19 protein-coding genes, 1 pseudogene and 1 riboswitch are annotated in these 20711 nt (G+C 74.5%); of the genes and pseudogenes, 9 read left to right on the top strand and 11 right to left on the bottom strand.

Annotated elements, in window-relative coordinates:
* Positions 1–52: 52 nt before the first annotated feature.
* From pgsA to ACLQ20_RS25960, 3 genes are all read right to left on the bottom strand, one after another.
* Complete coding sequence (gene pgsA, locus ACLQ20_RS25970) at positions 53–646, bottom strand: CDP-diacylglycerol--glycerol-3-phosphate 3-phosphatidyltransferase (protein WP_192581643.1); 594 nt, start codon at positions 644–646, stop codon at positions 53–55.
* A gap of 77 nt (positions 647–723) precedes the next feature.
* Positions 724–2223, bottom strand: coding sequence for a 30S ribosomal protein S12 methylthiotransferase RimO (rimO, locus tag ACLQ20_RS25965; RefSeq protein ID WP_327030829.1), 1500 nt, complete (start codon positions 2221–2223; stop codon positions 724–726).
* Positions 2224–2296: 73 nt separating this feature from the next.
* Entirely contained in the window at positions 2297–3220 is a 924-nt protein-coding gene (locus ACLQ20_RS25960; RefSeq protein WP_327030828.1) for an ornithine cyclodeaminase family protein, read from the bottom strand.
* Positions 3221–3309: 89 nt separating this feature from the next.
* A riboswitch (guanidine-III (ykkC-III) riboswitch) is annotated at positions 3310–3375 on the top strand.
* 64 nt (positions 3376–3439) lie between these two features.
* On the opposite strand from ACLQ20_RS25960, the gene ACLQ20_RS25955 reads away from it, so the two are divergent.
* The gene (locus ACLQ20_RS25955) at positions 3440–3754 is read left to right on the top strand and encodes a DMT family transporter (protein ID WP_132232868.1); all 315 of its coding nucleotides are present in this window, start codon (positions 3440–3442) and stop codon (positions 3752–3754) included.
* A 90-nt stretch (positions 3755–3844) separates the two neighbouring features.
* Positions 3845–4087, top strand: a complete 243-nt coding sequence (locus tag ACLQ20_RS25950; protein WP_425857935.1) for a hypothetical protein — start codon at positions 3845–3847, stop codon at positions 4085–4087.
* Between the two features lie 96 nt (positions 4088–4183).
* On the opposite strand, the gene ACLQ20_RS25945 is transcribed toward ACLQ20_RS25950, so the two are convergent.
* Positions 4184–6634 (bottom strand): DNA translocase FtsK 4TM domain-containing protein, encoded by a 2451-nt coding sequence (locus ACLQ20_RS25945; protein WP_425857934.1) that lies wholly within the window; start codon positions 6632–6634, stop codon positions 4184–4186.
* 114 nt (positions 6635–6748) lie between these two features.
* On the opposite strand from ACLQ20_RS25945, the gene ACLQ20_RS25940 reads away from it, so the two are divergent.
* The 4 genes from ACLQ20_RS25940 (at position 6749) to ACLQ20_RS25925 (ending at position 11013) form a co-directional block, all read left to right on the top strand.
* Positions 6749–7228, top strand: a complete 480-nt coding sequence (locus ACLQ20_RS25940) for a YbjN domain-containing protein (protein ID WP_151457194.1) — start codon at positions 6749–6751, stop codon at positions 7226–7228.
* Entirely contained in the window at positions 7225–8871 is a 1647-nt protein-coding gene (locus ACLQ20_RS25935; protein ID WP_425857933.1) for a YbjN domain-containing protein, read from the top strand. The genes ACLQ20_RS25940 and ACLQ20_RS25935 overlap by 4 nt, the downstream gene beginning before the upstream one ends.
* Positions 8872–8950: 79 nt before the next feature.
* A complete protein-coding gene (locus ACLQ20_RS25930; RefSeq protein ID WP_358117080.1) occupies positions 8951–9784 on the top strand; it encodes an isocitrate lyase/PEP mutase family protein in 834 nt (277 codons plus the stop codon).
* A 155-nt stretch (positions 9785–9939) separates the two neighbouring features.
* Positions 9940–11013 (top strand): LPXTG cell wall anchor domain-containing protein, encoded by a 1074-nt coding sequence (locus ACLQ20_RS25925; RefSeq protein WP_425857932.1) that lies wholly within the window; start codon positions 9940–9942, stop codon positions 11011–11013.
* A 175-nt stretch (positions 11014–11188) separates the two neighbouring features.
* Here the strand turns inward: ACLQ20_RS25925 and ACLQ20_RS25920 are convergent, their stop codons facing one another.
* From ACLQ20_RS25920 to ACLQ20_RS25900, 5 genes are all read right to left on the bottom strand, one after another.
* Positions 11189–12877 carry a ribonuclease J gene (locus ACLQ20_RS25920; RefSeq protein ID WP_425857931.1) on the bottom strand — a complete coding sequence of 563 codons (1689 nt, stop codon included), beginning with the start codon at positions 12875–12877 and terminating at the stop codon, positions 11189–11191.
* 52 nt (positions 12878–12929) lie between these two features.
* The gene (dapA, locus tag ACLQ20_RS25915) at positions 12930–13856 is read right to left on the bottom strand and encodes a 4-hydroxy-tetrahydrodipicolinate synthase (RefSeq protein ID WP_425857930.1); all 927 of its coding nucleotides are present in this window, start codon (positions 13854–13856) and stop codon (positions 12930–12932) included.
* A gap of 46 nt (positions 13857–13902) precedes the next feature.
* Complete coding sequence (gene thyX / locus ACLQ20_RS25910) at positions 13903–14646, bottom strand: FAD-dependent thymidylate synthase (protein WP_151457408.1); 744 nt, start codon at positions 14644–14646, stop codon at positions 13903–13905.
* A gap of 563 nt (positions 14647–15209) precedes the next feature.
* On the bottom strand, positions 15210–15902 hold the full coding sequence (locus tag ACLQ20_RS25905) for a DUF2752 domain-containing protein (protein ID WP_425857929.1): 693 nt from the start codon (positions 15900–15902) through the stop codon (positions 15210–15212).
* Positions 15899–17128: a winged helix-turn-helix domain-containing protein gene (locus tag ACLQ20_RS25900; RefSeq protein WP_151454656.1), complete on the bottom strand. Its 1230-nt coding sequence runs from the start codon at positions 17126–17128 to the stop codon at positions 15899–15901. The genes ACLQ20_RS25905 and ACLQ20_RS25900 overlap by 4 nt, the downstream gene beginning before the upstream one ends.
* Positions 17129–17205: 77 nt before the next feature.
* On the opposite strand from ACLQ20_RS25900, the gene ACLQ20_RS25895 reads away from it, so the two are divergent.
* On the top strand, positions 17206–17757 hold the full coding sequence (locus tag ACLQ20_RS25895) for a GNAT family N-acetyltransferase (RefSeq protein WP_151454657.1): 552 nt from the start codon (positions 17206–17208) through the stop codon (positions 17755–17757).
* On the opposite strand, the gene ACLQ20_RS25890 is transcribed toward ACLQ20_RS25895, so the two are convergent.
* Positions 17656–18963 (bottom strand): glycosyltransferase 87 family protein, encoded by a 1308-nt coding sequence (locus ACLQ20_RS25890; RefSeq protein WP_151454658.1) that lies wholly within the window; start codon positions 18961–18963, stop codon positions 17656–17658. The genes ACLQ20_RS25895 and ACLQ20_RS25890 overlap by 102 nt on opposite strands.
* Positions 18964–18998: 35 nt before the next feature.
* On the opposite strand from ACLQ20_RS25890, the pseudogene ACLQ20_RS25885 reads away from it, so the two are divergent.
* Together ACLQ20_RS25885 and ACLQ20_RS25880 are read left to right on the top strand one after the other, a co-directional pair.
* A pseudogene (locus ACLQ20_RS25885) lies at positions 18999–19571 on the top strand (GNAT family N-acetyltransferase); the annotation flags it as partial.
* A 229-nt stretch (positions 19572–19800) separates the two neighbouring features.
* Positions 19801–20181 (top strand): VOC family protein, encoded by a 381-nt coding sequence (locus tag ACLQ20_RS25880; RefSeq protein WP_151454659.1) that lies wholly within the window; start codon positions 19801–19803, stop codon positions 20179–20181.
* Between the two features lie 5 nt (positions 20182–20186).
* Here ACLQ20_RS25880 and ACLQ20_RS25875 read toward each other — a convergent pair whose 3' ends face one another.
* The gene (locus ACLQ20_RS25875; RefSeq protein ID WP_327030820.1) at positions 20187–20681 is read right to left on the bottom strand and encodes a GNAT family N-acetyltransferase; all 495 of its coding nucleotides are present in this window, start codon (positions 20679–20681) and stop codon (positions 20187–20189) included.
* Positions 20682–20711 lie beyond the last annotated feature (30 nt).

The raw sequence follows: 20711 nt of genomic DNA, 5'->3' as shown, positions 1-20711 counted from the left end.
GCGGGAGAGGGCGGGGCCGGGGCGGGAGAGGACGGGCGGTACGGGCGCCGGGTCAGGCGGCGGGGCGGCGCAGCCGGAGGGCCTGCGCGACGTAGTCGAAGCCGGTGACCAGCGTGACGCCGACCGCGGCGGCCATGATCCACGGGCCGACGGCGGCGAGCACGGCCGGCATGGGCCACAGGTACCACGTGATGGCCAGGATCTGGAGCGCAGTCTTGATCTTGCCGCCCCGGCTGGCCGCGATCACGCCGTGGCGGATCACCCAGAAGCGCAGCGCGGTGATGCCCAGCTCGCGGACGAGGATCACGGCGGTCACCCACCAGGGCAGCTGGTCGTACCAGGAGAGCAGCAGCAGCGCCGCACCGGTGAGCGCCTTGTCCGCGATCGGGTCGGCGACCTTGCCCACCGAGGTGACGAGGGCGAACCGGCGGGCGATCCAGCCGTCGACCAGGTCGGTCGCCGAGGCGACGGCGAAGATCAGGCAGGCGACCATCCGCCAGCCGGCGTGGTCCATGGCGGAGGCGACCACGGACGCCGCGAAGACCGGCACCAGGACCAGCCGCAGCGCGGTGAGCGCGTTGGCCGCGTTCATCACCGGTACGCCGGCCACCACCGGCGCGGGCGTCGATTCCGTCGCCCCGGTCACCGCCGCGCCCCGCTCCGGCGGCCGTGGCGTACCTGGCACCCCACCACGTGGCTCCCCCGCTCCGTCCGGGCCCGCCGTCACCGTGTTGCGCCGGGCGCCGCCGAGATCATCTCATCCGGGACCGCCACCAGGTCCACTCCCTCGGTGCTGGTCACCGTCGCCCGCACCAGGTCGCCGGGGCGCAGCGCGGCCAGGTCCACCCCGCCGTCGGCCGGGGCGACGAGGGTGGTCGAGCCGTCGACCTCGGGGGCCTGGTGGGCCGCCCGCCCCTCGACCACGCCGTCGTCGACCGAGTCGACCAGCACCTCGACCGTGGAGCCCAGGCGTTCCTCGGCGCGCTGCGAGCAGAGCTCGTCGGCGAGCGCGCTGAGCTTGTCGTAGCGACGCTTGACGGTGGCGGCGGAGACCTTGCCGGGCAGCCCGGCGGCCTCGGTGCCGTCCTCGTCGCTGTAGTCGAACACGCCGATCGCGTCGAGCCGCGCCTCGGTCAGGAACCGGACCAGCTCCTGGTAGTCGCCGCGCGTCTCGCCCGGGAAGCCGACGATGAAGTTGCTCCGTGCGCCCGCAGCCGGGGCCAGCGCGCGGGCGCTCGCCAGCAGCTCCAGGAACCGCTCGGTGGAGCCGAAACGGCGCATCCGGCGCAGCACCGGCTCGCTGGAGTGCTGGAACGACAGGTCGAAGTAGGGCGCCACGCCGGGCGTGGTGGCGATCGCCTCGACCAGGCCGGGCCGGGTCTCGGCCGGCTGGAGGTAGCTCGCCCGTACCCGGACGATGCCGTCGATCGCGGCGAGCTGGGGCAGCAGCTTCTCCAGCGCCCGGGGGTCGCCCAGGTCCTTGCCGTAGGAGGTCGAGTTCTCGCTGACCAGCACCAGCTCGCGGACGCCGGTCTTGGCCAGCCACTCCGCCTCGGCGAGCAGCTCGTCCGGCGTACGGGAGACGAAGGCGCCGCGGAAGGCGGGGATGGCGCAGAACGCGCAGCGCCGGTCGCAGCCGCTGGCCAGCTTGAGCGAGGCGACCGGGCCGGTGTCGAGCCGGTGGCGCAGCACCTGGCGCAGGTGGGCCGGGGTGTGCTCGTCGGTCTCGGTGACGCCCCGGACCGGGGTGCCGTGGCCGGGCAGCGACACCCCGCTGTCCCGCCGGGAGACGGGGGTGAGGGGCAGCAGCTCGCGCCGGTCGCGCGGGGTGTGCGCGCCGATCCGCTCGCCGGCCACCACCGCGTCCAGCCGGGCGGCGATGTCCGGGTAGTCGTCGAAGCTCAGCACCGCCTGCGCCTCGGGGAGGCTGTCGGCCAGCTCGCGGCCGTACCGCTCGGCCATGCAGCCGGCGGCGACCACCTTGGCGCCGGTGTCGGCGGCGGCCAGCAGGGTCTGGATGGAGTCCTGCTTCGCCTTCTCCACGAAGCCGCACGTGTTCACGACCACCACGTCGGCGCCCTCGCCGTCGGTGGTGACCTGCCAGCCGTCGGCGTGCAGCCGGGCGGCCAGCTCCTCCGAGTCGACCTCGTTGCGGGCACAGCCCAGGGTCAGCAGGGCGACACGGCGGCCGTCGGCGGGGGAAGGGGAGGTGGCAGACACCATCCGAGGGTACCGGGCGCGCGGCCGGCCGCCGCCAACGGCGGGCCGCCACGCGCTCCCGGTGGCCACGACCGGCTCAGACCGCCGCCGCGCCCACCCCGACCAGCCGGTCGAGCAGGAAGACCTCCGTGCCGGCCAGGCCGGTCGAGCAGAAGACCGACACCTGGTCCGCGCCGGTCCGGCCGGGGACGGCGCCGGCCAGCACCGCGCCCAGGTCGCGCAACCGCCCGGCGTACGCGGGCAGCGTCGCCAGCATCGGCGGGTCGTACGCGGCCGCCTGCGCCGGCGAGTCGGTGACCAGCAGGTCGGCGGCGTCCAGCAGGTCGGTGCCGAACTCGTGCCGGTCGACCTGCTTGAAGCCGACCGTGTTCACGTGGGTGCCGGGGGCCAGGTCGGCGGCGTCGAGCACGGGGCCGACGGCGGTGGTGGCGAGCACCACGACGTCGCGGTCCCGGACGGCGGCCCGCGCCGAGTCCACCGCCCGCGCCGGCACGCCCAGCTCGGCGCGGACCCGGGCGGCGAACGACTCCCGCCGGGCGACGGAGCGGCTGTGCACGGTGACCTCGCGCAGCGGGCGGACGGCGGCGGCGGCCCAGACCTGGGTCCACGCCTGCCCGCCGGAGCCGATCACGCCCAGGGTGGCGGCGTCCGGCCGGGCCAGGGCGTCCACGGCGACCCCGCCGAGCCCGCCGGTACGCCGGGAGCCCAGCTCCTCGCCGACCGCCACCGCCCGGACCGCCCCGGTGCGCCCGTCGTGCAGCACGACCACCTGCTCGCTCTCCGGGTGCCCGAACGTGTCGTACGAGCGGTAGCCGTACCACTCGCCGGTGAGGTGGCCGGCGGTGAGCACCATCCGTCCCCCGCCCAGCGGCGCGGCGGCCCGGGGCGGGGACACCAGGCGGCCGGCGTACGCGGCGAGCAGGGCGTCCCGCATCGCGGCGACCGTGGTGGGGGCGTCCAGCGCGGCGGCGACCTCGGGATCGGAGAAGAGCAGCGGCATACCCCGATACTGCAAGTTGAAGCGAGGTTCACGTCAACCCGTGGTGGCCCGGCTCACCCCGGAAGCCGCCCGGCCGGTGCTACCGTCGGTCGTGGCGGCCCGAGGTCGCCCCGGACGAGTGGTGGGCGTACCCGGTCAGGCCAAGACGCCCCGCGTGTGTGTACCGAACCCACTCCTCCCGGCCCGCTGGTCCGGGCGCCTACGCAGAGGTGATCTTCCATGGCCTGGATCGTGCTGGTGGTCTCCGGACTTCTCGAGACCGCGTGGGCGATCGCCCTCGACCGCAGCGCCGGCTTCACCCGGCTCGTCCCGTCGCTGGTCTTCGTGGTGACCCTGGTGCTCAGCATGGCCGGCCTGGCGTACGCGCTGCGCGAGATCCCGGTCGGCACCGGCTACGTCGTCTGGGTCGGCATCGGGGCGGTCGGCACCGCCCTGGTCGGGATGCTCGCGCTGAACGAGCCGGCCAGCCTGCCCCGGATAGCCTGCCTACTGCTGGTGGTCGCCGGCGTCGTCGGCCTGAAGGTCTTCCACTGACCGGCGTCCACAGGGGCGAGGCGTGACGGACGACCACAGTGGGTAGAGCTGTGCCTGGCACCGGAAAGGCTCTCACCCACGGAGGCAGACATGGCCAACATGCACTCGACCGCCCGCCCGCGCACCAACGCCGCCCGCATCTGCACCATCGTGGGCTTCGTGTTCGCGGTCCTCGCGCTTCTGCTCAACCCGCTCATCTTCGGCGTGATCGGGCTGGTCCTGGGCATCGTCGGCGCCGTGCTCGGTGACAAGCCGCTCGGCTGGTACGCCGCCGCCGCCAACGTGGCCGCCATCGTGGTCAGCCTGCTCATCAACGCCCTCGTCAACAACTGACCCCGCCGCTCCCCCAGCGGAGACCGGGCCCGCCGGCGTGCCGGCGGGCCCGTCGCGTGTCCGGCCGGCGGGCCCATCGCGTGTGTGGCCGGAGTCCTAGTCCTCGCCGCCGCGCAGGCCGACCAGGACCTCCTCCAGCTCGTCCGGCTTGACCAGCACGTCGCGGGCCTTGGACCCCTCCGACGGGCCGACCACGCCCCGGGTCTCCATCAGGTCCATCAGCCGCCCCGCCTTGGCGAAGCCGACTCGCAGCTTGCGCTGGAGCATCGAGGTCGAGCCGAACTGCGAGGTGACCACCAGCTCGACCGCCTGCACCAGCAGGTCGAGGTCGTCGCCGATCTCCTCGTCGATCTTCTTCTTGCCGGCGTCCGGCGCGACGAGCACGTCCGGGCGGAACTCCGGCTCGCGCTGGTCCTTGCAGAACTTCACCACGTCGGCGATCTCGCGCTCGGTCACCCAGGCGCCCTGGATCCGGATCGGCTTCGAGGCGCCCATCGGCAGGAACAGGCCGTCGCCGCGGCCCAGCAGCTTCTCCGCGCCCGGCTGGTCGAGAATGACCCGCGAGTCGGCCAGCGAGGAGGTGGCGAACGCCAGGCGGGACGGCACGTTGGCCTTGATCAGGCCGGTGACCACGTCGACCGACGGGCGTTGGGTGGCCAGCACCAGGTGGATGCCGGCCGCGCGGGCGAGCTGGGTGATCCGGACGACCGAGTCCTCCACGTCGCGCGGGGCGACCATCATCAGGTCGGCCAGCTCGTCCACGATCACCAGCAGGTACGGGTACGGGCGCATCTCCCGCTCGCTGCCCGGCGGCGCCTTGATCTCGCCGTTGCGCACCTTGCGGTTGAAGTCGTCGATGTGCCGGACCCCGTTGGCGGCGAGGTCGTCGTAGCGCATGTCCATCTCGCGGACGACCCACTCCAGCGAGTCGGCCGCCTTCTTCGCGTTGGTCACGATCGGGGTGACCAGGTGCGGGATGCCCTCGTAGCCCGTCATCTCGACCCGCTTCGGGTCGATCAGCAGCAGCCGCACCTCGTCCGGCGTGGCCCGGGTGAGGATGGACACCAGCAGCGAGTTCAGGCAGGACGACTTGCCCGCGCCCGTCGCGCCGGCGATCAGGATGTGCGGCATCTTGGCGAGGTTGGCCACCACGTAGCCGCCCTCGATGTCCTTGCCGAGCGCCACCACCATCGGATGGTGGTCGCTGGTGGCGGCCCGCGACCGCAACACGTCGCCGAGCGCCACGTTCTCCGGGTCGGTGTTCGGGATCTCCACCCCGACCGCGCTCTTGCCCGGGATCGGGCTGAGGATCCGCACGTCCGGCGACTTCACCGCGTACGCGATGTTGCGGGAGAGCTGGGTGATCCGCTCGACCTTGACGCCCGGGCCCAGCTCCACCTCGTAGCGGGTGACGGTCGGCCCGCGGGTGAACCCGGTGACGGCCGCGTCCACACCGAACTGCTCGAAGACGCCGGTGAGCGCGACGATCACCTCGTCGTTGGCCTTGCTCCGGGACTTCGGGGCCGCGCCACTGCCGAGGATGTTCGCCGGCGGCAGCGTGTAGTCGCCCGCCAGCCCGGTCAGCGCGAGCTGCTCGGCCCGCGTCGGGGCGGGCGAGTGCTCCGGCGGCTCCGCCGGCTTGCGGGTGGCCGGAACCCGGCCCGGGGGCTTGCGGGGCAGCACCAGGGTCTCCTGGAGGTCCACCCCGTCGAGGTCGTCGTCGAACTCCGCCGGGTCGGGCGGCGGCGGGGCCGCCCGCTTCGCCGGGCGCTTACGGGGCGCCGGCCGGGCGGGCTCCTCGTCCGTCTCCTCCTCCACCACCGGCGGGGCGATCCGGGTGCCGAACAGCAGGCCGAGCCGCTCCGGGACCTTGTTGATCGGGGTCGCGGTGACCACCAGCAGGCCGAAGACCAGCAGCAGGATCAGCAGCGGCACGGCCACCCAGGCGGTGACCGCCCGCTCCATCAGGCTGCCGACGCCGGCGCCGACCAGGCCGCCGGCGAAGTCGCGCTGGCCCGCGTCGGCCGGGTCCTGTCCGATGTGCAGCATCGCGGCGGTGGCGACCAGCATCGAGGTCCAGCCGACCAGGCCCCGGCCGCGGTGCTCGGGATCGACGGGCTCGCGCATCAGCCGCCAGGCGCCGATCATCAGCAGTACCGGCACCACGACCGAGATCGCCCCGAGGAAGAGGCGGAAGGTGTCGGCCAGCCGCGCGCCCACCGGGCCGGCGCCGGAGAACCAGAGGGCCACCGCGCTGAGCAGGGCGATTCCGAAGACCAGCAGGCCCGCGCCGTCGCGGCGCTGCTCCGGGTCGAGCCCCCGGGCGGAGCCGGCCTGCCGGAACGCCCAGCCGAGACCGTGCGCCATCCCCATCCACAGTGCGCGGACCGCCTGCCCGACCATCGGGCCCGGGCCGGACCGGGCCGCCGGCCGCCGCCGGGGTGCCGCCCGGCCGGCCTTCTTCGCCGGCTGACGGGCACGACTGTTCGTGGTGCCACGCGGCGACGCGCCGCGCCGCCGGCTCGCCTGAGAGGTACGGCCCGCCATAGCATCAACCTAATGGCGTGACCCGGCAGATCGCCGCCTTTCCGGGTCGTGTCCGCGTGTCGCAGCGCGGGCCCCGCCGCGTCACGTGATATCTGCCTCAGAAGGGTTGCCCCCATGGCGTCGCCGGGAACCGAGGACGGTCGGGACGGCCACCTGGCCGGGCACCCGGGGACGCTGGAACCGCTGACCGGCGAGCTGATCGCCGCCGTGCTGCACAGCCGGGGATACCGGGTCCAGGCCGACGCCGACGGCGACCTGGTCGGCCGCTGGGACGACAGCCTGATCTGGTTCCTGCGCCCCGGCGCCAACGGGGAACTGCTCCAGGTCCGCACCCTGACCGCGCCGGCGTTCCCCATCGAGTACGTGCCGGCGTTGCACGCCTTCTGCAACGCGTGGAACCACGACCGGCTCTGGCCGAAGGCCTTCGTGCACGTCGAGGACGACGGGCGGGCCCGGATCTGCGGCGAGGTCATCACCGACCTGGAACGCGGCGTCACCGCGCACCAGCTCGACCAGTTGCTCGACTGCGGCATCGCCACCGGCTGCCAGCTCGCCACCGAGGTGGCCCGGCTGCCCGGCGGGGTGGTGGCGTGACGGGCCGCGGCGGTGACCTGGCCGGTCGCGGCCTCGACCCGTTCGGGCTGCCCGGCTGGTGGAGCGGGCTGCGGCGCGGGGGCCGGGGGTCCGACCCCGCGCTGGCCGAAGCGCTCGCCGACGCCCGCGACACCCCCGACGGCGAGGCCCGCAGCACCGAGCTGGAACGGATCGCGGCGCACGCCGACGCCACGGGCGACGACCGGACGGCGCTGGCGGCCCGGATCGCGCTCATCGAGGCGTACCTCCTGCACGGGCAGCGGTGGCGGCTGGTCGAGCCGGTGCGCCGCTGCCTCGCCACGGTGGAGCGCCGCCCCGACCTGCTGGCCGAAGACCAGGCCGAGCCGCTGCGACGCTACCGGCGGTACGCGGTCGAGGCCCTGCTCGGCTCGCCCCGGGTCGGGCTGGACCAGGCCCGGGCCATGCTGGACGACCTCGCCGCGCGCGCCGCCGACGACCCGGCGGTGGTCGCCGAGCTGCGCTGCCGCATCGCCGACCACCTCGGCGACGAGCCCACCGCCCGGCGGTGGTACGACCGCTGGTCGACGGCCGATCCGGGGCCGGTCGGCGGCTGCCCGGACTGCGCGGCGGCCCGACGGGCGGAACTGCTCGCCGGCTGGGGCGACCACCGGGCCGCGCTGGCCGCCCTGCCCGACTCCCCGCACGGCGACGTCGACTGCACCGAGCAGCCAGAGCGGACGCTGGTCGCCGGGCTGCTGTCGTGGCTGCGGGCCGGCCAGCCGGAGCGGGCGGCCGAGGCGCACGTGCGGGCGTACCGGCGGCACCGGCGGGAGCGGGCCGCCTTCCCGCTGCTCGCGACCCACCTGCGGTGGTGCGCGCTGGCCGGGCACCCCGCCCGGGGCGTCGATGTCCTCGCCGAGCAGCTGCCCCGGCTGGACCGGCCGCACGACGACCTGTCCGCGATGGAGTTCGCCGCCGCCGGTGCGCTGGTCTGCGCCCTCGCCGTGGAGGCGGGGCTCGGCGGGCGGACGGTGCACCGCCCGGCGTACGGGGTGCGGCCGGCCGCCGAGCTCGACGTGGCCACGCTGGGCGCCACCCTGCTCGGGGTGGCAACCGCGCTGGCCGGCAGCTTCGACGCCCGCAACGGCACCGGCCACCAGTCCGGCCGGATCGCGTCCTGGCTGGCCGAACGGCCGGCCGCCGCACCGGTGCCCCTGCCGCCCGACGACGACGCCGACGACGCCGACGACCCGCCCGACGACGTCCTGCCGGACGGGGAGCCACGCCCGCTGAGCCTGGCGATGATCACCGCCGAGCTGGACCGGCGCGGGGACCGGTACGCGGTGGACGACCGTGGCGCCGTCACGGGCCGGTGGGGCGAGGCGCTGATCCAGTTCCGGCGCGCCGGCGAGCGGGGCGAGATCCTCCAGGCCCGGTCCGTGGCGAACCGCCGGCTGCCGGCCGACCGGCTCGCGGAGGCGTACGCCTTCTGCAACGCCTGGAACCACGACCGGCTGCTGCCGAAGGCGTACGTGCACGAGCGGGAGGGCGAGCTGCTGCTGGCCGGTCACGTCGCCACCGACCTGGCGCACGGGGTGGCCCCGGCCCAGCTCACGGTCCTGCTCGACGCGGCCGTGGACACCGCCGTCGCGTACGCCGAGGCGGTCGCCGCCCTGCCCTGACTGCCGGGCCGGGCGGCGGCTCACCGGTGAGGTCCGAAACCCGCCGGACGATCTCCTGCCGCCCTGCTGGACTGGCACCATGACGACGACGCACCACCAGCGCACCGCCCTGCTCCTGCACTCCCTGCACCGCCCCGGCGCCCCGCTCGTCCTGCCCAACGCCTGGGACGTGGCGAGCGCCCGGATCGTGGCCGACTGCGGCGCGGCGGCGGTCGCCACCACCAGCGCCGGCGTCTCGTGGAGCCTGGGCGTCCCGGACGGGGACGAACTGGACCGCGAGCGCGCCCTGGCGGTGGTCGCCCGGGTCGCCGCCGCCGTCACCGTCCCGGTCACCGCGGACATCGAGAGCGGGTACGCCGCCGACCCGGCCGGGGTCGCCCACACCGTGACCGGCGTGCTGGCCGCCGGCGCGGTCGGCGTGAACATCGAGGACGCCGCGCCGGCCGGGACGTCCCCGCTGCGCCCGGTCGACGAGCAGTGCGCCCGGATCCGGGCCGCCCGGGAGGCGGCGGACGCGGCGGGGGTGCGGCTCTTCGTCAACGCCCGCACCGACGTGTTCCTGCGGGCGGTGGGCGACCCGGCGGAACGGCTGGCGGAGACGCTGCGCCGCGCGGTCGCGTACCGGGCGGCGGGCGCGGACGGGATCTTCGTGCCGGGCGTGGCCGACGCCGAGACCATCGGCGCGCTGGTCGCCGGCATCGAGGGGCCGGTCAACGTGCTCACCGGGCCGGGTGGGCTTCCCGTCGCCACGCTGGCGGGGCTTGGCGTGGCCCGGGTCAGCCTCGGCTCGGCGCTCGCCGAGGCCGCGTACGGGCTGGTCCGCCGGGCCGCCACGGAGGCGCTGCGCTCCGGGTCGTACGACTCGCTGGCCGGCGCGATGGGCTACGGCGAGTTGAACGCGCTGCTGGCCTGACGCGGGCCGGCCGGCGACTCGCCGGCCTGCTCGACACGACCGTGGACGCGGCCGACGGGTACGCCGAGCCGCCCTGACGGGCTTCCGACATCGTGCAACCGGAGGCTGGTCCGGGTGGTCTCTCCATCACCGACACCGAGTCCCGGGAGTTCACGATGACGCATCCGTTCCGCGCCGGCGCCGTGGCGGCCACCGCCCTGCTGGCCCCCGCCCTGTTGGCGCTGGTCGCCCCCGCCCCGCCCGCGTCGGCACACGACCCCACACCCACCCCGACCACGACCGCCGAGCCGACCATCGTCGCCCGGCCGGATCTGGTCTTCCTCAGCGGCGACCCGTGGCACCCGGCGGGGCCCCTGGAGGTCTCCGTCAGCAACGTCGGAAAGGCGGCGGCGAAGGGCTTCTTCGTCCTGCGTCTGCCGGCCGGGCTGACCGTGACCTCGGGTGGCGACTGCCGCGGCGCCGGGTCGCCCCAGACCTGGGTCTGCGGTGGCACGCAGGTGCCGGCCGGTGGTCGGCAGGTGTACCGGCTGGCGCTGAGGGCGACGGCGGCCGAGCCGGTCTTCGGCGTGAGCAGCTGGGGATCCGTCGCCGGCCGGGACGCCGCCGGTGGCACGGAGGGCCCCACCGACTTCCGCGTCAACTGGCCGGACCGGACGTCGCTGCGGCTGCGGGCCACCGCCAGCCCGGTCGTCGACGCGTCGATGGGGGTGACGGCCCGGGTACGCAACACCGGCACCTTCACCCTCGGCGGCTACTCGCTGAACCTCGTCCCCCCGAAGGGTGTGCAGGTGATCTGGCCGCTGTGCTCGGACAGCGGTCGGATGGCCGGCAAGGGCTGCGAGATCATCCGGTCCGGCGAGCTGAAGGCGGGCGCCACGGACACGGTGCACATCCGCCTCGCGGTCAGCGAGAGGGCGGGGAGCATCCGCCTGTATCTCGCGCCCACCAACCGGTACACCAACAAGGACACCTCGGTCACCGTGCCCGTGCCAGGCGGCACGGGGGGCGGCGCCCCGACGACTCCGCCGGCGGCGACGCCGAGCGTCACGTCCACGCCGAGCGCCACGTCGGCTCCGAGCGCCACGTCGGCTCCGGCGACGCCCGCCGGGGACGGGGCCAGGCTGCCCCGCACCGGTCCGGCCGGCACCACGTACGCCCTGTTCGGTGCGGCGCTGCTAGCCCTCGGGGCCGGCCTGCTGCTGCTGCGCCGCCGGCTCGGCCGCCGCTGAGTTCCGCTGGCCGGGGCCGGTCCTCCGGATGGGCTCCGGGTCGGTCGCCGACGTGCACGGGGATGTCGGCGGCCGGCCGGTCGCGGTGCCGCAGGGGTGCGCCCCCGGACCGGCCCGCCACACGGCGACGCCCGCCGGCACACGGGGTGCGGGCGGGCGTCGCGGCGGCGCGGGGTCAGACCTCGACGACGGTGGGGACGATCATGGGCCGACGGCGGTACGCGTCGTTCACCCACCGTCCCACGGTGCGCCGGACGATCTGCTGGAGCTGGTGCGGATCGGTGATGCCGTCGGAGGCCGCCCGGTTCAGGGCCTCGGTGACCAGCGGGATCACCGGGTTGAACGCCTCCGGGTCCTCGGAGAAGCCCTTCGCCGACAGGGTCGGGCCGCCCACCACCTTGCCGGTGACCGAGTCGACCACCACGGTGGTGGCGATGAATCCGCCGTCGCCGAGGATCCGGCGCTCGGTGAGCAGCGACTCGCTGACGTCGCCGACGGCGAGGCCGTCGACGTAGACGTAGCGGCTCTTCACGTGACCGACCAGGCTGGCCCGGCCCTCGACGAGGTCGACGACGTCGCCGTCCTCGCAGAGCACCACCCGGTCGGCGGCGACGCCGGACTCGATGCCGAGCCGGGCGTGCGCGCGCAGGTGCCGCCACTCGCCGTGCACCGGCATCAGGTTGCTCGGGCGGACCACGTTGAGCAGGTAGAGCAGCTCGCCGGCGGGGGCGTGGCCCGAGACGTGCACCTTGGCCACGTCCTTGTGCACCACCACAGCGCCGGCCCGGGCCAGTCGGTTGATCACCCGGTAGACCGAGGTCTCGTTGCCGGGCACCAGCGAGGAGGCGAGCACCACGGTGTCGCCGGGGGCGATGGTGATGTGCCGGTGGTCGCCGCTGGCCATCCGCCCCAGGGCGCTCATCGGCTCGCCCTGCGAACCGGTGGACATCAGCACGATCTGCTCGGGCGGCAGGGTCGTCGCCTCTTCCAGCCCGACGACCAGCCCGGCCGGGATGTTGAGCAGCCCGAGGTCGCGAGCGATGCCCATGTTGCGGACCATGGACCGGCCGATCAGGGCGACCTTGCGGCCGTGCTCGCCCGCGGAGTCGAACACCTGCTGCACCCGGTGCACGTGCGAGGCGAACGACGCGACGATGATCCGCCCCTTGGCCTTCGCGAAGATCGAGTCGAGCACCGGCCCGATCTCCCGCTCGGGCGTGACGAAGCCGGGGATCTCCGCGTTGGTGGAGTCCGAGAGCAGCAGGTCCACGCCCTCGGCGCCGAGCCGGGCGAACCCGGCCAGGTCGGTGATCCGACCGTCCAACGGGAGCTGGTCCATCTTGAAGTCGCCGGTGTGCAGCACCAGGCCGGCCGGCGTGCGGATGGCCACCGCGAGCGCGTCGGGGATCGAGTGGTTGACCGCGAAGAACTCGCACTCGAACGGGCCGAGCCGCTCCCGGCCGCCCTCCCGCACGGTCAGCGTGTAGGGCTGGATCCGCCGCTCGGCGAGCTTCGCCTCGACCAGAGCGAGGGTGAACTGGGAGCCGACCAGCGGAATGTCGGGCTTGTGCGCGAGCAGGTAGGGAACCGCGCCGATGTGGTCCTCGTGGCCGTGGGTCAGCACGATCGCCTGGACGTCGTCGAGCCGGTCCAGGATCGGACCGAAGTCGGGCAGGATCAGGTCGACCCCGGGCTGCTCCACGTCGGGGAAGAGCACCCCGCAGTCGACCACCAGCAGCTTGCCGTCGTACTCGAAGACGGTCATGTTGCGACCGATGGCGCCGAGCCCGCCGAGCGGGATGATCCGCAGCCCACCCTCCGGCAGCGGCGGGGGCAGTTCCGTCTCGAAGTGCGCCTCGGTCACGCGTCCACCTCATTCTGCGACGCCGTCACTCGGCGTCCGTCGTGTCGTTCGGTCATTCGGAAAGTTCCACGCCTGCCGCCGCGCTGTCGGCGCGGAGCTGGGCGATCTCGTCGTCGGTCGCGTCGACCAGCGGCGAACGCACCGGCCCGGCAGGCTTCCCGGCGGCCGCCAGGCCCGCCTTCACCAGGATCACGCCCTGGGTACGGAAGATGCCGGTGAACAGCGGCAGCAGCCGCCGGTGCAGGGTCAGCGCGGCGGCGGTGTCCCCCGCGTCGTACGCCTCGATCATCTGCTTGGTGAGCGCACCGGTGAAGTGGGTCGAGGTGCCGACCACGCCCACGCCGCCCACGGCCAGCGAAGGCAGGGTGAGCGCGTCCTCGCCGCTGTAGAAGGCGAGGTTCGTCCGGCTGGTGACCCAGCTCGTGGCGGTCAGGTCGCCCTTGGCGTCCTTCACCGCGACGATCCGGGCGTGTTCGGCCAGGCGCACCATCGTCTCGGTGTCGATCGGGACGCCCGCCCGGTGCGGGATGTCGTAGAGCATCACCGGCAGCCCGGTGGCGTCCGCGACGGCGGTGAAGTGCCGCAGCAGGCCGCTCTGCGGCGGCTTGTTGTAGTAGGGCGTGACCACGAGCAGGCCGTGCGCGCCCGCCTTCTCGGCGGCCGTGGAGAGCTCGATGGTGTGCCGGGTGTCGTTGGTGCCGACCCCGGCGACGACCTTGGCGCGGTCACCGACGGCCTCCACCACGGCCCGGATCAGCTGTTCCTTCTCGGCCTCGGTGGTGGTCGGCGACTCGCCGGTGGTGCCGTTGACCACCAGCGCGTCGTTGCCCTGCTCGTCGACCAGGTAGCTGGCGAGCCGCGCGGCGCCGTCGAGGTCGAGCGAGCCGTCGGCGGTGAACGGGGTCACCATGGCCGTGAGGACTCGCCCGAAGGGGCGGGACACCGCCCGGGCGGGCGTGTCAGGGTGGTCGTGCGTCATGCCACCAACCTAGCGGACGACCACCGGCGCCCCGCCGGGGAAGCCCTCAGGACAGCTCGGCGTGCGGGCTCGCCGCCACCTCGGTGCCGTCGGGCAGGGCCGAGATGACGAAGTCGGCGAAGACGTTCGGGGCGACGCCCTGGAGCTGGCGCAGGCACTCCACCGCCAGCTCGCGGATCTCCACGTCGGCGTGCTCCGTCGCGCGCATGGCGATGAAGTGCCGCCAGGCCCGGTAGTTGCCGGTGACGACGATGCGCGTCTCGGTGGCGTTGGGCAGCACCGCGCGGGCCGCCTGGCGGGCCTGCTTGCGCCGCAGCGTGGCGTTCTCCACGTCGGCGAAGCGCCGCTCCAGCCCCTCCAGCAGCTCGTTGTACGCGCGCACGCTCGCCTCGGCGGCCTCCACGAACTTCTTGTGCAGCTCCGGGTCGTCGGCGATCACCGAGGGCTCGACCATGGCGGCGTCGCGCTCCGGCACGTACCGCTGGGAGAGCTGCGAGTACGAGAAGTGCCGGTGCCGGATCAGCTCGTGGGTGAACGAGCGGGAGACCCCGCTGAAGTAGAAGCTGACCGAGCCGTGCTCCAGCACGCTCAGGTGGCCGACCTCCAGGATGTGCGCGAGGTAGCCGGCGTTGGTGGCGGTGGCCGGGTTCGGCTTCTTCCAGCTCTGGTAGCAGGCCCGGCCGGCGAACTCCGCGAGCGCCTGGCCGCCCTCGGCGTCGGTCGACCACGGCACGTCGTCGGGGGCCTCGAAGTGCGTCCACGCGACGAGCTTGACCTGGGGCTGCACCATCTCCGGCATTCCTGGGACTGTAGTGGCGTGGCCCCGGCCCGCCCAAGCCAGGCTCGCCCGGTGCAACGTCGATCACGGTGCAATGCCGATGACGGTGCGCTGTCGATCACCCGGCTGAGCTGTCGAACACGCGGCCGGGTGATCGAACACGCGGGGCGCGCATCGTTCCGCTGTCGGACGCCGGGCCTGGCGCACGGCCGGCCGGCGTCCCCTCCCGCGCGCTGTCGAGCTGAATCGTTCACGACATCGGCGAGCAGCGACGAGTCGTGGAAACGCCGGGCCGACCGCGGGCGCTCGGGAGCGACCTCGGTCGGACGCCCCGCCGCCGGCAAGCCCGACCGAGTGCGGCCTCAGCGCGCACCACGACCGGCCACACCCGCCGCCAATCGGCCCGACCGCAGAGCGAAGGGCCTTGGCGGCGTGATGTCGTAAACGACTCAGCTCGACAGGACGCACACCCCGAGACGGCTGAGGCGTCCCGGCCTCCTACGGTGACGCCCGGCGCGGCCGGCGACGCAGGCAGGGCGAGCGGCCGGTGACGCGGGCAGGGCGGCCGGCTGGGCTCAGACGTAGAGGGAGGTGAAGGGTGCCCAGGGCAGGTTGCGCAGGATCGTGAAGGCCAGCCAGGCGGCCAGGAAGACGCCGATCACCCGGGAGCTGATCCGCAGCTCGGGCAGGCGCCAGCCGAACGCCTGCCGGCCCGCCCACGCGACGAAGAGATAGGCCAGGAAGGGCAGCGCGAAGACGAAGAGGAAGTGGTGCCGGGCGGCGGCCGGCAGGTCGGCGTGCAGCACGTACCAGAGCGCGCGGGTGCCGCCGCAGCCCGGGCAGTCCAGCCCCGTGGTGAGCTTGAGCAGGCAGGTCGGCGCGGCGTCGGGCGCCGAGCGGGTGGGGTCGCTGATCAGCGCGTAGCCGATGCCGGCGGCGACACAGCCGAGCGCGGCCAGCGGCACCGCCCAGCGCGGGGAGCGCTCGTAGAGGCGGACGACGAAGCGGGTGAGCCGGTCCGGCTCGGCGACGGGGTAGGCCGCCGCCCCCGGATAGGGCGAACCCGGATAGGCCGCCCCGGGGCAGGGCTGATCCGGATGGGGCGCACCCGGGTGGGGCGGATAGGGCGGACCCGGGTGGGGCGGCGCCTGGTCCGTGGGCCGCCCGTCGGCCGGTGCGGCCGGGCCCGCCTGGGGCGGGGCGTCGAGCCCACCCGTCTGCGGATGCGGCGGGGAGGCCGGTCCGTCAACGCTCGTCACGTCGCTCACCGTACACCGGCCACGCCCGCCAGCGCCGCGGCCAGCGGGGCGGCCAGGTCGCCGGCGGCGGGCGGAGCCACCGCGTCCAGGCCCAGCCAGCCGGCGAGGCGGTGCAGCTCGGCGGCCAGCGCCAGCGCGGTCTCGCCCCGGTCGACGCCCGGCTCGCCCCAGGCAGCCGGCACCAGCAGCACACGGGCCTTCCGGTCGGCCTTCAGGTCGACCCGGGCGGTGAACCGCTCCCCCTGCAGGAACGGCAGCACGTAGTAGCCGTGCACCCGCTGCGGCGCCGGCACGTAGATCTCGATGCGGTAGCTGAAGTCGAAGAGCCGCTCGGTGCGGGCCCGCTCCCAGACCACCGGGTCGAACGGGCTGACCAGGGTGTTGCCGCGCACCCAGCGGGGCAGCCGCGCCCCGGCGTGCAGCCAGGCGGGCCGCCGCCAGCCCTGCACGGCGACCGGCAGCAACTCGCCCGCCTCGACCAGTTCGGCGATGGCCTGCCGGGCCCCCGCCACCGGCAGCCGGAAGTAGTCGCGCAGCTCCGGCTCCGCGGCCACCCCGAGCGACCGCGCGGCGATGCCCACCAGCGCGCGGTGGGCCTCCGCGTCGGTCGGCGTCGGCGCGTCGAGCACGGCGGCCGGCAGCACCCGCTCCGGCAGGTCGTAGCGGCGCGCGAACGACGTGGTGCGGTCGGCGGCCGTCACCTCCCCCGCCCAGAACAGGAACTCCAGCGCCCGCTTGACCGCCGACCAGTTCCACCCCCAGTTGCCGGTCTCCCGGGGCGCGTCGTGCTCGATCTCGGCGGCCGTGAGCGGCCCCCGGGCGGCCACCTCGTCGCGGACCCAGGCGACCAGGTCGGGCTGCTCCTGGGCGATCCGCCGCATCCCGCCCCAGGACTCCGAGCGGGCCCGGGCCATCCGCCAGCGCAGCGCCGGATGCAGCCCGACGGGCACCAGCGACGCCTCGTGGCCCCAGTATTCGAACAGCTCCCGCGGGCGGCGGTAGGCGGCGTCGTCGAGCAACGCGGTCGGGTAGGGCCCGAGCCGGCTGTAGAGCGGCAGGTAGTGCGCCCGTTGCAGCACGTTCACCGAGTCCATCTGGATCAGCCCGACCCGGTCGAGCACCCGACGCAGGTGCCGGCGGGTGGGCACGCCCGTGGGCGCGGGATCGGCGAAGCCCTGGGCGGCGAGCGCCACCCGACGTGCCTGGGCGAGCGAGAGCGATTCCGGTGCGGCCATCGTCGGGACCCTAATCCACAGGTACGACACCGGTGCGGACGCTGGACCCGTCACCCGCCGGGGCATAGAACGGACGCATGCTCACGATCCGCCGCGAGGAGCCCGACGACGCCGAGGCGGTCGCCCGGGTGCACATCCACGGCTGGCAGGCCGGCTACGCCGGGATCATGCCCGAGGAGGTGCTCCGGCGGCTCAACGTCACGGCCTGGGCGCAGCGCCGCCGGGACCTCGGCACCGCCGACCCGGAACACCCGTTCACCACCCTGCTCGCCGAGGTCGACGAGAGGCTGGCCGGGTTCACCACGTTCGGCCCGTACCGCAACAACCAGGACCGTGGCGACCTCGACGCCGCGCACGGCGAGGTCGTGGCGATGTACGTCGAGCCGACCCGCTGGGGCGACGGCACGGCGCGGGCGCTGCTGGCCGCGGCGCGCGACGGGCTGGTCGCCCGGGGCTGGTCGGACTACCGGCTCTGGGTCCTGGAGGCCAACCACCGGGCCCGCCGGTTCTACGAGCGGGCCGGGTTGTCACCGGACGGTGAGCGGTCGACCTACCCGGTGCCGCTGGCCGGCGGGCGCCCGCCGGTCGGGCTGGTCGAGCTGCGGTACGCCGGCCGCCTCGACGGCTGACCCGGCGGGCCTCTCCCGGGGCCGGTCGACCGGGTCGGTGTCGCCCACCCGCCGGACCGGCAGGAACGCCAGCAGCGCCAGACTGATCCAGACGTAGGTGTTGCTGCCGAGGAAGCCGTCGAGCCCGGTGAAGTCCTTCTCCCAGGCCCAGACGATCCGGCTGATCAGGAAGCCGTACCCGACGATCGCGGCGCCCAGCAGGACGCGGCGCCGGCGGCTGCCGGCGGGCGCGGCCATCCCGTTGTCGACCAGCAGGATCAGCGCGGGCAGCAGCCAGACCAGGTGGTGCACCCAGGTGACCGGGCTGACCAGGCACATCACCGCGCCCGTCAGCGCCAGGCCGGTCGCCTCGTCGCCGGCGGCCACGGCGGCACGGGAGCGCCAGGCCCACAGCGCCAGCGTGGCGAGCACCAGCGCCAGCCAGGCCAGGGTGCTCGGATGTTCCGGGTTGAGCCGGGCGACCACGCCGCGCAGCGACTGGTTGGAGACGAACGCCAGCTCACCCACCCGGCCGGTGTTCCACAGCGCCTCCGTCCAGAACTCCCGCGAGGCGTCGGGAAAGAGCGCGGCGGCCAGCAGCGTCACACTGGCCGCGGTGGCCATCGAGGTGACCGCGGCGCGCCAGCGGCGGGTGACCAGCAGGTAGACGATGAAGATGCCCGGGGTCAGCTTGATCGCGGTGGCCAGGCCGATGCCCACGCCCGCCCAGCGGTTGCCGGCCGGCAGCAGCCGGAGCAGGTCGATCGCGACCAGGAAGAGCAGCAGCATGTTGACCTGGCCGAAGTTGATTGTCTCGCGCATCGGCTCGTACGCGGCGGCCAGGCAGAGCGCCACGGCGAGGGCGAACCAGCGGGTCCAGCCGGAGCGGCGGGAGACCGGGTCGATCAGCCACCAGAACAGCACGGCGGTGACCACCACGCTGGCGGCCACGCTCACCGCGATCGCCGCCCACCACGGCAGGTACGCCATCGGCAGCATGACCAGGGCGGCGAAGGGCGGGTACGTGAAGCCGTACTGGGTGCCGGGCTTGAGGAAGTCGTAGATCTCCCCGCCGTCGTGCACCCACCAGGTCAGCGCGCCGTAGTAGACCTTGAGGTCGAAGAAGCCGTGCCGGACGGCCGCGACGGACAGGAAGGCGGTCACCGCGACGGCGAGCGTGACGACGCCGACGACCTGCCGGACGGTCCGTGGGGGACCCTGCGCCACCATCGCCTCCCTCGCCCTGCGTAGGCTTCGGTCCCATGGCTCTCGGGTACGTCCGCCCGGCGCGTCCGGAAGACGCCGGCGAGATCGCACGCATCCAACTCGCGACCTGGCGGGTCGCCTATCGCCGGATCCTGCCCCGGCACGTGCTCGACAACCTGGACGAGGCGTGGCTCGCCAGGCGGTGGAGCGCGGCCGTGCAGGAGCCGCCCTCCGGCGCCCATCGGGTGCTGGTCGCCGTCGAACAGGCCGAGCAATCCTATCTGGTGGGGTTCGCCGCCTCCGGTCCGGCCGACGCCGAGGCGCTCGCCCCGGGTGAGCCGGCGGAGGTCCTCGGGCCGGACGTCGCCGCGGTGACGGACCTGCTGGTGGAGCCGCGCTGGGGCCGGCGGGGGCACGGCAGCCGGCTGCTCGCCGCGACCGTCGACCTGTGGCGTGCCGACGGGTTCACCCGCGCGCTGGCCTGGGCCTTCGACGGCGACGCGGCGACCCGGAAGTTCCTCACCAGCACCGGCTGGGAGCTCGACGGCGCGGCCCGCGCGCTGGACGTGGAGGACATGCTCGTCCCGCAGGTGCGGCTGCACGTGGCGGTGCCGGGGGACGCGGATCCGGCGGACGCGACGCCCACCGAGGCGACGCTCCCGGATCTGACGCCGGGTGCGTCGTCACCGACACCGGCGACGCCCGGGGACTGACCTGGCCCGACGGTCACGACCCGGATCGCACCGGGCCGCGCTTTCCGGCCCGCCGGTGCCGGCGATCCGCCGGACACTGTCGGGGGTGTCGCCTACCGTGACCCCATGGTCGTGGTGGCGGCGTCCACGAGAGGGAGGCATCGACATGTTCGCGGACACGATGGCGTGGAGCAGTTTCTCGGTGGACGACCCCGGCCGGGCCGAACGGTTCTACGCCGACACGCTCGGCCTGCGGGTGTCGCGCGACGACGCCATGGGCGGCCTGCTGACGTTGCACCTCGCCGGGGGCCGGGACGTGATGGTCTACCCGAAGGCGGACCACACCCCCGCGGCCCACACGGTGCTCAACTTCCCCGTCGACGACGTCGACCGGGCCGTCGACGAGCTGACCGCGCGCGGGGTGCGGTTCGCGCACTACCCCGGGATGCCCCAGGACGACAAGGGCGTCATGCGCGGCAACGGGCCGACGATCGCGTGGTTCACCGACCCGGCCGGCAACATCCTGTCGGTGATCCAGGAAGGCTGACCCGGTCAGGCGCGCGGCGAGCCCTGGGCGGGCGCAACGAGCTCGACGACCAGTTCCTCGTCCTCCATCGCCCCGGTGGGCACGAAGCCGAGGCTCGTGTAGAGGCGGGCGGCCTGGGTGTTGTCGGGGTGGTAGGAGAGCCGGACGGGGTGACCGCCGTCCTGGGCGCCCAGCCACGCGGCCAGGGTGCGCACGACCGCCCGCCCGACGCCCCGCTCCTGTTCGGCAGCGTCGACCACCATGCCACCGATCCACCGGGACCCGTCGTCGTCGACGCCCCACATGACGTGCCCGACGACGGTCTCGTCCGCGTACACCGCCAGTGAGGTCCACACGTCGGAGCGCATGGTCAGCAGCAGGTAGCGGGCGGCCAGCGCCGCCACCCACCCGCGCTGGTCGTCGCGCGGGGCGACGTCGGCCACCGCCCGCCAGTTGTCGTCGTCCACCGGGCGCAGGGTCACCTGACGCCCGGCCCGGTCGGAGAGTCCAGAATTGATCATCCGGGCATCCTAGGGATCGTCCGGATACGC

It is taken from the genome of Micromonospora sp. DT46 (assembly GCF_049841735.1).
In the GTDB taxonomy this organism is placed as follows: Bacteria; Actinomycetota; Actinomycetes; order Mycobacteriales; family Micromonosporaceae; genus Micromonospora; species Micromonospora reichwaldensis.
Note: the sequence above shows the minus strand (reverse complement) of the source record. Positions and strands in the feature narration are given on the sequence as shown.